Genomic DNA, 13,200 nt, shown 5'->3' on the forward strand with positions numbered 1-13,200 from the left:
CCTTGGTCGGTGGTGGCAGCGTTCTCATCGCCGTCGGTGATGAAGCATGCATCTCCATTAACCGGCGTTACAGAAGGGACGACAGCACGTTCATCGACATTGGCGGGAGGCTACTGAAAAGTAGAGTGGTCGATTTTCTTGGGACCGGATAGTCGAAATCCTGCAGGATGAGTCAGTCAAACCCAATCCAAAGACGCGACCTCTGCAGCAGCGGGGTCTTTAAAAATCCCGCTCATGCGAGTGGAAAAAATTGGAATCCGCCAGCAAACCCTTTGCGGCTTAGCCTTCGATAGCCAACGAACAGCAATCCGACGTGCTTTCGATCACTCAGTCTACCCGCTCCCTCGCAACCTGACGTTGCGGAAGCGAAGCGTTCCGTGAAACAATCGTCGCATCGGTAGCGCATGCCTTCAGCCCTTGCTGGCAAGGGCTCCGACGCTGTTTCTCATCCCCCTTCGAGGAATTGTTTCACGCCTCGACAAACGCCGATGCGCAGTCGATCATGTTCATCCCGGTTCGGGGACCCTAAAGCGGTACCACACCGCGCTTTGTAACATATGAACCTAGTTATGTATCGTTTGATACGTCAGAGCCAGCGGACTGGATGCATGACAAGCGTGGTCCGTTTGGTTGAATCTAATTGCTCTCACGCAATCGCTGCAAGCAGCCATAGTCGACGACTGAATGCCTTCAAACGACACCTGGGCACGCAAGCTTTCGTACTCTATCGGCGTTGGGCTTGAAAGAGCGGTTGGGTTCAGCACGACCCAGGCATCAGCGATTCGCAATTCAAGCTACGCGAGGGGCGTCCGTCTTCTCGGCCTCGAGAGAACGTAAACGAAGGTGCCCACGCCCCGTGATTTAACGCCCCGGCCCGTATTCACGCTCACGTATCTTCGCAAGTGTGCGTGCGCGAGCATGATCGAAAGCGCTTCGTGCGTTTGCACTCGGAATCAGGCGCGGGAAGAAAACATCCAACACCGTCATCAACGTTAGGAATACGACAGCGACGAACCCCATCGTGCCAAGCAATTCAAGCAAAGCCATGTCTACCTCATCCGGTCGCGCAATCTGTGGTGTCGGAGAATCAAACTGTCTTGAGTATGCGTTTGGCGACGCGGCATCAAAGTCGCGATAAGCCATCACAATGCGTGTCTGTTCGACGTTTGAGCGTGTTCGCAGAACCGGGCCTCTTTGGGAGCCATTGCCATCTTGTCCGTGCCACGTCGTAAAAAGCAACTAACCGTCTAAGATATAAACCACCGGACGACCGATCCGCCAAAGAGAAAAGGAGACGCCGCCGCGTCACAAGAAGGGCGCCAAATCGAACCCTGCCGATCCACCCGCCCTCATCCCATCACTTCGTAGCAGCAACAACAAACGCATCCGACCGATCAGGCAGCGTCAGCGCCGCGAGCACTTGACCGTCAGTGAAAAACACGACACCCGTGACCGTGGCACCCGGATAAACACACGGCGCGGCTCCAAACGTAATCGCGGCGTCCAGAAAATCCTTGTTCCCATGAGGCGTTGCCGTCCCGCTGAACGTACAGCCGCTCGCTCCCGCACCCTTGATCGCGCCGTCCTGACCGATCGCGAACGCAGTCGTTTCACTGCCCTTGATCGATCCCGCCGCGCCCGAGTAACTCCCCGCGACTGCCGACAGCGCGATCGCGCGCTCATACGTGCCGTCGTAAAGCAGATTGAACTTGAAACTGTTCTGCTTCGCCGTGCTCGTATAGATCACGCCCTGGACGCTGTTTTTCTCGTTGTAGCCCGCGAGCACGGGCGTATCGCTCGCGCTCTTGCCGGTGATGTCGAAAGTGCGCGCGTTGTCGGACTGAAACGCGCCATGAGAGGCGGAAGCCGAGCCTTGCACCAACCCGAATGCGTTGGTCGTCGTGTTGGCGTACACAAAATAGAAAGCACCTGTATCGAGCACGACGCCGCCGACAGCGTTGCCGTTTGCATCGGTTCCCGAATAAAGGCCTTGGGCGGCGTTTGCCTCGGGCGCGCTGGGCGTGCTATTCGAGCCTCCGCCTCCACCTCCGCCGCATCCGGCCAAAGCGATCGTAAGTGCAGATACCGCGACGACGAATTTCATGCTTGTTCTTGTGTTTTGACTTGCACTCGCGGCAAGAGAAATTAAAAAAGCCAACCTGGGATTCGAAACGATCCGAAAGCCGCAAAAAACGGCTGGCCATTCTAGCAACGGCCACGAAAGCGAATCGGCGTTCTCACTGACTTAACGGCACCGAGAACTACAACTTGAGGTCGACGTTTTCAATCCGATGCCCCGAAGCGTTACCACCGATGCCTCAGCCCGACGACAGCCGATACTTGCGTCTTCGTCGTCGATGGCGACAGCGTGTAGATCTGCGCATAAGGCGCGTCCTTCGCCGCATGCTGATAGATGCCGACAAGGAACAGGTCCGTGCGCTTGCTGAGGAAGTAGTTCGCGCCCGCATTCACCTGATGCCACGCGGGAGACGCGTCCTGCGGATGATACTGGCCGGTCGTGTAGATATACGCCGCGCCGAGCAGCAGGTCGGGCATCACATAGTCCGTCAGCGAGATTTCGAAGTTCTGCAGCGTCAATCGCGACTCGTCGAGATAGTCGAAGCGCGCGTTCGTATAGAGGAACGACGCGCTCGCCGATCCGAACGCGTAAGCGCCGCCCGCGCCGTACATCGTCTGTCTGCGCACGCCCGAGCCCGTCGCCGGGTTGGTGATGAACGGAGACGTGAAACCATAGTCGCCGACCACCGCGCCGTTCGGGTTGTTCGGATCGTTCGGCTCGTTGACGAGCAGGAACGCGGCGCCCAGCGACAGCGGACCTCTGCGGTACTGCACGGCCGCGCTGTACGCGTTGTTGTCGGAAAAGCCGCCCGCACGATTCGAGAAGCCATACAGCGCTTCCGCCTGAAAGCCGCCGTAGTCGATCGTCTTGTACTGCACCGCGTTGTTGATGCGAAAGGTATCGAACACGTTGTCGCTGTCGCCGATATGCGCGCCATACGCCGCGAACTGACACGCCGATTCGAACATGCACAGCGTGACGGCCTCGTCGTACTGACGCCCGAAGGTGATCGTGCCGAGCGTGTTCGACGACAACCCGACGAACGCCTGCCGCCCGAACTCGCGTCCGCCCTGCGATAGCGTGCCGTTGCCGATGTTGTAGCCGCTCTCCAGCGTGAAGATCGCCTTCACGCCGCCGCCCAGATCCTCGGTGCCCTTCATGCCCCAGCGCGGCGTCTGCATCGGACCGCTCGCGAACTGCCAGGTCGAATGCCCTTGCTTGTCCGCGCCGCGCTGGTTGTTCGCGTAGACGATGCCTGTCGAAACCAGTCCATAGAGCGTTACGGTGCTCTGGGCAAACGCGCTCTGGACGCACAGCGCGCTTGCGGCGATGACCAACAAACGTCGTTTCATGGCTTTCCTGTCGTATGAGTTTGAACTGAAACGTTTCTATCGATAAGGATGACGAATCAACCTCCTTGAAGCCCGGCGTTCGCCTTTCACGGACATCGGCAACAGCGATTCGTCCCGGTTGCGACAGATTCTTGCGGAACAAAAAACGCGCGGGATAGCACCGAATTTGGCCACCAGCGAGCGAATTTTTAGCGCGCATGCGCTCCGCATCCGTGCGCGCCGCGTACGCCTTTCATCGATTTCGAAGCGCCGGGTATACCCACCCCGATCTAATTTCGGCATCACTCATCGCAAAAAATGATGCTATGCGGGGACACTTTTGGCTGCTGACAATGGGATCACTCGGCATCACCCGTCTGACGAAAGACAGTGGAAAAGGGGAGCCCATGCAGGAAACACCGGAGACGAAAATGGCAATGATCGAAAACGCGGGAAGGCGGCGCATGTTGCGCACGCTCACCGCGGGCGCGTTGGCGACGAGCGGCGGCCTGCTGTCGGTGCGAGCGTTCGCCGGCGGACTCGCGACCGTGAACATGCAGCTCGGCTGGGTGCCGGGCGGCAATCAGGTCGGTGAGGTGGTGGCCAAGCGCCTCGGCTACTACGAAAAGGAAGGCATCGACTTTCATATCCAGCCGGGCGGCCCGAACATCGACGGCGTCGCGATCGTCGCGTCCGGACGCTTTCAGGCGGGCGAGATTTCGTCGAGTCCGTCGATCATGCTGGCCGTGTCGGAAGGGCTGCCCATCAAGTGCATCGCGGTCGGACTCCAGCAGCATCCGTATACGTTCTTCTCGCTGAAGAAGGCGCCGATCCGCTCGCCGCAGGACATGATCGGCAAGCGCATCGGCATTCAGTCGACGGGCATGGTCCTGCTGCGCGCGTTGCTCGCGAAACACAAGATCCCCGAGAGCCAGGTGAAGATCGTGCCGGTCGGCGCGGACATGATGCCGCTCGTCGCCGGTCAGGTCGATGCAGTCACCGGCTGGCAGACCAACACCACGGCGCTGAAGCCGCTCGGTGCGGATCGCGTGGACTTGCGTCTGTGGGACACCGGCGTGCGCCTCTACGCGCTGCCGTACTACGCGACGACGTCGAGCCTGAAGGAGCATCCGGAAGTCGTCGCGGGATTTCTTCGTGCCACCGCGCGCGGCTGGATGTATGCCAACGAGAATCGCGATCAGGCCGTCGACATGCTGGTGAAGGACTATCCGAACCTGAATCGCGCGGACGAGCGCGTCGCGATCGATTCGCTGATGAGCTACGCATTCAACCAGACCACGCAGACGCAGGGCTGGGGCGCGATGGACGCGGGCGTCTGGGAAGAACAGATCGCGATGTACGGCCAGCTCGGCCAGTTCCGCGCGGGACAGCCCAAAGTCGACGACGTCATGACGATGGACGTGCTCAAGGCCACTCACTCCTCTCGCCTGAAGGTGTAACCCATGCATGCTGCCACTTTGAATCCGCCGCGCGCGGAGCGGGCTAGCTCGCACTTCGCGTTGCCGCAAGACATCGATTGCGCGATCAGTTGCCGCGACATCAACGTGCGCTTTTTCACCGACCGCCGCAGCGTCACCGCGATCGAGGGCCTCAGCCTCGATATCGCGGCGGGCGAGTTCCTCACGCTGCTCGGGCCGTCGGGCTGCGGCAAGTCGACGTTTCTGCGCGTGGTCGCCGATCTCGTGAAGCCGAGCCGCGGCAGCATCAGCGTGCTCCGTTCGCCGCCGCAAGCCGCGCGCGAGCGGCGCGATATCGGCTTCGTGTTTCAGGACGCTGCGCTGTTGCCGTGGCGAACCGCGATTCAGAACGTCGAACTGCCGCTCGAAGTCGCGCACGGCAAGGCGCGCGCCGGCCGGGCGACGCCGCGCGAGCTTCTCGAACTCGTCGGTCTGAAAGGCCGCGAGGACGCGTTTCCACATGAGATGTCCGGCGGCATGCGCCAGCGCGTCGCGATTGCGCGCGCGCTCGTCTGCGACCCCAAAGTGCTGCTAATGGACGAGCCCTTCGGCGCGCTCGACGAAATCACGCGCGACCGTCTCAACGAAGAACTGCGCCGCGTCTGGAAGGAGCTCGGCCTGACGACGCTCTTCGTCACCCACAGCATCTACGAGGCCGCGTTTCTCGGTCAGCGCGTGCTCATGCTCGCGGCGAATCCGGGACGCGTGAAGGAAATCGTGCCGGTGGACCTGCCCGAAGACCGCACCCTCGATATCCGCGAGACGCGGGAATTCGTCGAACTCACCGCGCACCTGCGCCGCGTACTGGAGACTTGCTGATGGCTACGTCCGAAATGAACCTGAACGTGCCGGCCAGCATGCCGGACGAGGAATCGCAGGCGTGGCGCGCGCGCCGTCGCCAGCAGATGTGGCGCGCCCGCATGTTGCCGGCGTTCGGCGTCGCGAGTCTGATTTTCGCTTGGTGGGCGGTGGTCGCGGGCTTTCATGTGAAGCCGTTCATCGCGCCGTCGCCGGCGCTCGTGTTCGAGACGCTCTTCGCCAAGAGCGACGTGCTGCTGCAGAACCTCGTGCCGACCGCGATCGAAGCCTCGCTCGGCTTTCTGCTCGGCAATCTCGTGGCCATCGTGCTCGCGACGGTCTTCGTGCACAACAAGACGCTGCAGGACATCTTCTATCCGGTCGCGGTGATGATCAATTCGATTCCGGTGGTCGCCAAGGCGCCGATCCTCGTGCTCATCATGGGCAACGGGCTGGAGCCGAAGATCACGATCGCGGCGATCGTCTGCTTCTTCCCGACGCTCGTGAACATGGTGCGTGGTCTCGAAGCGGTCAATCCGCAGTCGATGGAACTGATGCACGTGCTCTCCGCCAGCAAGCGCGAAATCTTCTTCAAGCTGAGGCTCTACGCATCGCTGCCGTATCTGTTCTCCGCGCTGCGCATCGCGGCGTCGATGTCGGTGATCGGCGCGGTCGTGGGCGAGTGGATCGGTGCGACCGAAGGCATCGGCGCGATGATCATTCAGGCGACCTATGCCTTCGACTCGGCGCTGCTCTACACGGCGATCATCATGAGCGCCGTTCTCTCGGGCTTCTTTTTTCTCGTTATCGCGGCGCTCGAGCGCTGGCTCGTCAAGTGGCAGCCGGAAGGCGTCCGCTGAATCCGACGCGACACGAACCATCAACACAGGAGACGAAATGAACATGATCAGCGACTGGATTCAGGAACCCGCACGCGATGTGCGCGTGGCGGCGCAGGCAAACGTCGTCGTGGTCGGCGGCGGCCCGGCGGGCTTGTCGGCGGCGATCGCGGCGGCACGCAACGGCGCGGAAGTGATACTGCTCGAACGCTACAACCATCTGGGCGGTCTCGCATCGGGCGGCATGGTGCTCGTGCTCGACGACATGTGGGACAACCATCTGAACGAGATCTCGGTGCGCGGCACCTGCATGACGTTCATCGAGCGCATGGCCGCACGCAAGCTCGCCTATTTCCCGCGTGCCGATGAATGGGGCGACGATCCGGCGGCGTATCGCAAGTGGGGCCGCTGGGGCACGTTCGATTTTCATAGCCAGAAGAACCCGCATCCGGTGTGCTTCGCCGCGGCCTTCGATCCCGATGCGATGAAGCGCGTTGCGCTCGAAATGGTCGAGTCGCTCGGCATCAAGCTGCGGCTGCATTCGTGGTTCTCGCGCACGCTCGTCGAGGACGGCAAGGTCAAGGGCGTGATCTGCGAGACCAAGAGCGGGCGCGAAGCGATTCTCGCCGATGTCGTCATCGACGCGACGGGCGACCTCGATGTCGCGGCGTCGGCGGGCGTGCCGCATGTCGGCGGCAGCTACATCACGACGACGGTGTTTCGTCTCGGCGGCGTCGATACCGAAGCCGCCGAGCGCTTCGAAGCAGAGGAACCCGAAGCATTCGCCGCGCTCGATCGCCAGATCAAGCGGATTCTCGGCGGCTCGTGGGGTTACTGGTGGCTCAAGACGCCGCTGCCGGGCGTCGTGTGGTGCAACTGCCCGCACATGGCCGGTCTCGATGGCCTGAAGCCCGAGGACCTGACGCGCGCCGAGATGCAGGGACGCAGCCACATTCACGCGGTCGTCGAATTCGTGCGCGAGAAGCTGCCTGGCTTCGAGCAATGCTACGTGATCGATGTCGCGCCGCAGACCGGCGTGCGTCAGACGCGCCTGTTGCAAGGCGAATACGTGATGACGAAGGACGATCTCGCGCAGCGCACGCGCTTCACCGACAGCATCGCGCGCGGACGTGACTACTACATGCCGTATCGCGTGCTGCTGCCGAAGGAGATCGACAACCTGCTCGTCGCGGGCCGTCATTACTCGGCGACGTCGCAGGCGCAGAAGATGTCGCGCGAAATTCCGCCGTGCATGGCGATGGGCGAAGCCGCGGGCGTCGCGGCGGCGCTCGCGCTGAACGCGGGCGTCACCGTGCGTGATGTCGATGTATCCGCGCTGCAGAAGACGCTGCGCGTGCAGGGCGCGGACCCGGGCGACCAGAGCGGGCGCAACGCTGACGTCCCGGCGCTCGCGCGGCATATCGATGCGAGGGAAGCGGCATGAGCAACACGGAGAACAAGATGAAAAAGAACGATCTTCCATTGACCGGTGTGCGCGTGATCGATCTCACGCAAGTGATGATGGGCCCCGTCTGCACGCAGATGCTCGCCGACTACGGCGCCGATGTCGTCAAGATCGAACGTCACGGCGCGGGCGATCTGAGCCGCTCGACTTTCGAGCCGGTCGCGGGCGCGGACAATCCGATCTTCTGCAGCCTGAATCGTAACAAGCGCAGCGTCGCGCTCGATCTGCGCGATGCGTCGCAGATGGAAGCGTTGAAGGCGCTCATCGCGGATGCGGACGTCGTCGTGAACAACTTCCGCGCGGGCGTGATGGATCGTCTGGGTCTGGGCTTCGAGGACTGCCGCGCGCTGAATCCGCGCATCATCTACGCGGTCGGCACGGGCTTCGGCGAGACGGGACCGTATGCGCACAAGGGCGGGCAGGACGTGCTCGCGCAGGCGATGAGCGGCGTGATGGCGCGCCGCGCCGATGACTCGCTGCCTGTCTCCGTCTATCCGACGGCGCTCGCGGATTACTCGGCGGGCATGCACATGGTGCAGGGCATTCTGCTCGCGCTGCTGCATCGTGAGCGCACGGGTGAGGGGCAGAAGGTCAACGTGTCGCTCTACAACTCGATGCTCGCGATGCAGATGCAGGAAGCCGCGATGATCATGATGGCGGACTCCGAAGTGAACTGGGCCGCGATGCCGCTTTCCGGCGTGTTCGAGACGACGACGGGTCCGCTCGTGCTCGTCGGCGCGTTCAAGGCGAATCCGTTGCGCGACATCTGCGCGGCGCTGGAAATCGACGATATGTCCGCCGATGCGCGCTTCTGCAACCTGAACCAGCAGTTCGCCCACAAGGCCGAATTGCAGCGCACCTTCCGCGAGCGCTTCGCGAGCAACAGCCGCGAGTACTGGCTCGCGCGGCTCGAAGAACAGGATCTTCTGTGCGCGCCGGTGCGCGATCTGCGCGAGGCGCTCGTCGATCCGCAGACGCTGCATAACCAGCTCGTCCTCGAAGGCGACGGAGAAGGGCAGCCGGTGCGCCTGATCGGCAGCCCGATCGAACTGTCGAACGCGCCGGTCGTGCTTCGCCGCGCCCCGCCGCGCCTCGGCCAGCACACGGCCGAGGTGCTCGGCCTCACGACGACGGAGGCCGTATGAGCGTGCGCCTCGTCATCGATCGGCACGTGGCCACCGTGACGCTCGCGCGTCCCGAAGCGCTCAACGCCGTCGATCTGGAAACCGAAGCCGAACTGCAGCGCATCTGGAGCGAGCTGGAGCATAACCGCGACGTGCGCGTCGTCGTGCTGACGGGCGAGGGCGAGCGCGCATTTTGCGTCGGCGCGGATCTCAAGAATCCCGCGATGAGCGGCCTCGAATACTGGGCCGCGCCGCGCCCCGGCGGCTTCGGCGGCATCGCGCTGCGCGAGACGCTGAACGTGCCGGTGATCGCGCGCGTGAACGGTTACGCGCTCGGCGGCGGCTTCGAGATGGTGCTCGGCTGCGATCTCGTGATCGCGTGCGAGGAAGCGAGCTTCGGCTTGCCCGAGGCGCTCGTCGGCCGTATGCCGCTCGACGGCGGCATGACCTTGCTGCAACGCCAGATTCCCTATCGTCAGGCGATGGCGATGCTCATGACCGGGCGCCGCATTTCCGCGCACGAAGCGCGGGAAATGGGCCTCGTCAACGAGGTCGTCGCGCGAGCGGAGCTGGACGCGACCGTCGATCGATGGGTCGATGCGGTGCTCGCGTGCGCACCCTTGTCGGTGCAGGCGATCAAGCAGGTCGTGCGCCGCACGTCGACGCTGTCCGCGAGCGAGGCGCAGGCGCTCAGGCTCCCCGCGCTCGTCAGCGCGCTGCAGTCCGAGGACGCGCACGAAGGCGTGCGCGCGTTCCAGGAAAAGCGCAAGCCGCAATGGAGGGGACGCTGATGGCCTACGTGATCGGGTCGCCGTGCATCGACGTGAAGGACGGCGCATGCGTGCAGTGCTGTCCGGTCGATTGCATCTACGAAGGCGGGCGCACGCTCTACATCCATCCTGAGGAATGCATCAACTGCGGCGTATGCGTCTCGGTGTGCCCGACCGAGGCGATCTATCACGAGGAAGAACTGCCGCGCGAGCAAGCCGCGTTCGCGGCAGTGAACCGCGATTTCTTCGATGCTGACGTGAGCGCGCTCGGTTCGCCGGGTGGCGCATCTGACGTCGGCAGGGTAGCCTTCGATCACCCCGTGGTCGCGTCGTGGCCGCGAAGCAGCGTTACGGTGACGGACTGAGGGCAAACGATGCACGCGAACGTTCTGAAGTATTTCGTCGAGGTCGCGCGGTGCGGATCGATCCGCAAGGCCGCGCAGAACCTCTATGTCGCATCGAGCGCGGTGAACCGGCAGATACTCAAGCTCGAATCCGAGATGGGCACCGAGCTATTCGACCGGCTGCCCAACGGCATCCGTCTGAACGCGGCGGGCGAGCGCGTGCTGCAGCACATTCGCGGGACGCTGAACGATTTCCACCTGATGCGCAGCGAGCTCGACGAACTGAAGGGCGATCGCAAAGGTCACGTGTCCGTGGTGGCGATGGATTCGCTGTTCGTCGATTTTCTGCCGGCGACGGTCGAGGAATTCTCGGACGCGTATCCGGCCGTCACGTACTCGATCGCCGCCGTGCCGCCGCACGATGTCCCGCCGCGGGTGCTGACCGGCGAGTACGACGTCGGCATCACGTACATCACGAAGCTGCCCGCCGGGCTCGATGTCGTGACGGAAGTGCCTTTGCCGCCGGGCGTCGTGATGGCGTCGTCGCATCCGCTTGCGAAGCGCGAGCGCGTGACCTTCGACGAGTGCCGCCATCACGCGTTTCTGCGCCTCGAAGGCCGCTCGCCGATCCAGGGCGCGATGAGCAGCGAGTTCCCCGCGTTCTGGGAATTGCTGCAGCCGAGCGTCACCTGCAACTCGACGACGCTGCTCAAGCGTCTGATCGCGTCCGGGCGCGGCATATCGTTCTTCTCCAAGCTCGCGTTCCTCGATGAGCTGTCGCGCGGCGACGTCGTGTGGCGGCCGATCGACGACGAGAACATCAACGAGCTGACGGTCGGCATCATCGTTCCGAGCCAGCGCGCGTTGCCGCACGTGACGGGCGAATTCATCGAGCGGATGGTGCGCAGGCTGAAGCATGTCGAGTTGACGTTGCGGGAGTTTTGAGTTCCTCCCGCGTCTTCCTCAGTTGCCTTTTCCCAGATCGCGCAGGCGCTTGCCGGCCATCAGATCGTTGCCCAGTTTCTCGAGCGAGACACCGCGCGTTTCGGGCACGTAGAAGAACACGACGATCCCGAAGACGACGTTGAGGATGGCGTACAGAACGAAGGTGTTCGCTTCGCCGACCGTGGACAACAAGCTGAGAAACGTGGCCGCGACCGCCATGTTGGCGACCCAGTTGACCAGCGTCGAGACGGCGATGCCGAAGTCGCGTCCCTGCTGGGGCTGAATTTCCGAGCAGAGAATCCATACGAGCGGACCCGCGGACATCGCAAAGCCGGCGATGAAAAGCAGGAGCGCCGCGACCGCCAGAACCTGAGCCGTGAGGCCCGCCACGCCGATATGCAGGAGCACCCCGAGCGAGCACATGCCGATTGCCATGACCGCGCATCCCGCATAGAGAATCGGCTTGCGGCCCCAGCGATCGACGAAGGCGATCGCGCCGAATGTCGCCACGACGTTGACGAGACCGACGATGACCGTCGCCCACAATTGCTGCTCGTGCGTTGCGAAGCCGGCCAGTTCGAAGATACGCGGTGCGTAGTACATCACGACATTGATGCCGGTGAGTTGCTGGAAGACTTGCAGCACGACGCCCAGCAGCACCGAACGGCGAAAGTCCATGTTCTTGCGCAGCAGGCTCCATCCGCGCTGCGGACGCGTGCTGTCCTCGCTGACCTGTTCGAGCTCGGCTTCGACATCGGCCGGATTGGTGTAGAGGCGCTGCAGCACGGCGCGCGCTTCCGTGGCGCGATTGCGTTGAAGCAGCCAGCGCGGACTGTCGGGAAGCGCGAGGACGCCTGCCAGGAAGAATGCGGCGGGGATCGCGATCACGCCCAGCATCCAGCGCCAGTCGGCCACGTAAGACAGCCCGATATTCGACAGAAACGCCGCCAGAATCCCGACGGTAATCATCAGCTGATACGTGGAGATCATTGCCCCGCGCACCTGCCGTGGCGCGACTTCCGAGAGGTACAGCGGCGCCGTGAAGGACGCCATGCCGACCGCGAGGCCGAGTATCAGCCGTGCGCCGATCAGATGCGCGGGACTGCCCGCGAATCCCGACCAGAGCGATCCCGCGATGAAGAGTATCGCCGCCAGCACGAGCGCATATCGGCGTCCGAGGCGCCACGACAGCCAGCCCGCACCCAGTGCGCCGATCGCCGCGCCGACCATCATCGAACTGACGATCCATTCCTGCGCGCGATCGTTCAGAACGAAATGCTTCGCGATGAACGGCAGCGCGCCCGAGATCACGCCGATGTCGAGGCCAAACAGCAGGCCGGCGAGCGCCGCCATGAGGCAGACGAAGAGACCATAGCGTCGGGATCTCGAGTGTGTCGGGACGGTGCTATCGGCGAGCGTGCTCATTTGAGGTGTCTCCAGGTTGTTCTTCAGACTTGATCTCGGTCGCGGCGGGCGGCTTCGCGCCGGTCGTTCCCATCTGCATCCATGATCGAACACGAGAATTAGCGCGTGATGAGGGCACGCCGAGGGTGTCCCGCCAGGCGATCAAGCGGCAGCGCGCACGTTTGTTCGATTTCGCCATTCCGATTCGAAAATAGTCTGATTAAATTTTTTGGAAAAGACGCTTGACGATATCGAAATTGGTCCGCATAATTCGCCTCCCGTTGAATGACGGCGCGCAAGAAAGCAAGCGAAAGCAGTAACTCGCGAAGCAAATTCTCAGCGCAATGCTCTTTAAAAACTAACAGCCGATAAGTGTGGGCGCTTGATGCGAGTGCGGTTTCAGTCCTTCGGGTCTGAGACAGCAAGCAAAAGTATCAAGAGTCTCACACGAAGTATCAGAGGAAGGTTTTTCATCTTTAAGATGATCAATCATCGTCAGAACGTTGAGTGAGCGACCGGTTTCTAACGGAACCGAAAAACAGTAACAGGTTTGAACTGAAGAGTTTGATCCTGGCTCAGATTGAACGCTGGCGGCATGCCTTACACATGCAAGTCGAACGGC

At 62.4% G+C, this 13,200-nt stretch carries 11 protein-coding genes; 8 read left to right on the forward strand and 3 right to left on the reverse strand.

What is annotated here, in order from left to right; genetic code table 11:
• Nucleotides 1–1,357 precede the first annotated feature (1,357 nt).
• Both QCE73_RS17625 and QCE73_RS17630 read right to left on the reverse strand, forming a co-directional pair.
• On the reverse strand, nucleotides 1,358–2,212 hold the full coding sequence (locus QCE73_RS17625) for a hypothetical protein (protein WP_309882649.1): 855 nt from the start codon (nucleotides 2,210–2,212) through the stop codon (nucleotides 1,358–1,360).
• Between the two features lie 92 nt (nucleotides 2,213–2,304).
• Nucleotides 2,305–3,432, reverse strand: coding sequence for a porin (locus tag QCE73_RS17630; RefSeq protein WP_309882651.1), 1,128 nt, complete (start codon nucleotides 3,430–3,432; stop codon nucleotides 2,305–2,307).
• Between the two features lie 410 nt (nucleotides 3,433–3,842).
• Between QCE73_RS17630 and QCE73_RS17635 the strand changes: the two genes are divergently transcribed.
• From QCE73_RS17635 to QCE73_RS17670, 8 genes are read left to right on the forward strand one after another with little or no spacing between them, the layout of a single operon-like run.
• Nucleotides 3,843–4,871, forward strand: a complete 1,029-nt coding sequence (locus tag QCE73_RS17635; RefSeq protein ID WP_309882652.1) for an ABC transporter substrate-binding protein — start codon at nucleotides 3,843–3,845, stop codon at nucleotides 4,869–4,871.
• Between the two features lie 3 nt (nucleotides 4,872–4,874).
• A complete protein-coding gene (locus QCE73_RS17640) occupies nucleotides 4,875–5,708 on the forward strand; it encodes an ABC transporter ATP-binding protein (RefSeq protein ID WP_309882655.1) in 834 nt (277 codons plus the stop codon).
• On the forward strand, nucleotides 5,708–6,547 hold the full coding sequence (locus QCE73_RS17645) for an ABC transporter permease (protein WP_309882657.1): 840 nt from the start codon (nucleotides 5,708–5,710) through the stop codon (nucleotides 6,545–6,547). Before QCE73_RS17640 ends, QCE73_RS17645 begins: the two co-directional genes overlap by 1 nt.
• Nucleotides 6,548–6,584: 37 nt before the next feature.
• On the forward strand, nucleotides 6,585–7,970 hold the full coding sequence (locus QCE73_RS17650) for an FAD-dependent oxidoreductase (protein ID WP_309882658.1): 1,386 nt from the start codon (nucleotides 6,585–6,587) through the stop codon (nucleotides 7,968–7,970).
• Between the two features lie 17 nt (nucleotides 7,971–7,987).
• Entirely contained in the window at nucleotides 7,988–9,136 is a 1,149-nt protein-coding gene (locus QCE73_RS17655; protein WP_309882659.1) for a CoA transferase, read from the forward strand.
• A complete protein-coding gene (locus QCE73_RS17660) occupies nucleotides 9,133–9,906 on the forward strand; it encodes an enoyl-CoA hydratase-related protein (RefSeq protein WP_187609272.1) in 774 nt (257 codons plus the stop codon). Before QCE73_RS17655 ends, QCE73_RS17660 begins: the two co-directional genes overlap by 4 nt.
• Nucleotides 9,906–10,250, forward strand: coding sequence for a ferredoxin (gene fdxA, locus QCE73_RS17665; protein WP_309882661.1), 345 nt, complete (start codon nucleotides 9,906–9,908; stop codon nucleotides 10,248–10,250). The genes QCE73_RS17660 and fdxA overlap by 1 nt, the downstream gene beginning before the upstream one ends.
• Before the next feature lie 9 nt (nucleotides 10,251–10,259).
• Nucleotides 10,260–11,174, forward strand: coding sequence for a LysR family transcriptional regulator (locus tag QCE73_RS17670; protein WP_035499147.1), 915 nt, complete (start codon nucleotides 10,260–10,262; stop codon nucleotides 11,172–11,174).
• A gap of 18 nt (nucleotides 11,175–11,192) precedes the next feature.
• On the opposite strand, the gene QCE73_RS17675 is transcribed toward QCE73_RS17670, so the two are convergent.
• On the reverse strand, nucleotides 11,193–12,599 hold the full coding sequence (locus QCE73_RS17675) for a sugar porter family MFS transporter (protein WP_309882663.1): 1,407 nt from the start codon (nucleotides 12,597–12,599) through the stop codon (nucleotides 11,193–11,195).
• Between the last annotated feature and the right edge of the window lie 601 nt (nucleotides 12,600–13,200).

It is taken from the genome of Caballeronia sp. LZ029 (assembly GCF_031451275.1).
GTDB lineage: Bacteria > Pseudomonadota > Gammaproteobacteria > Burkholderiales > Burkholderiaceae > Caballeronia > Caballeronia jiangsuensis.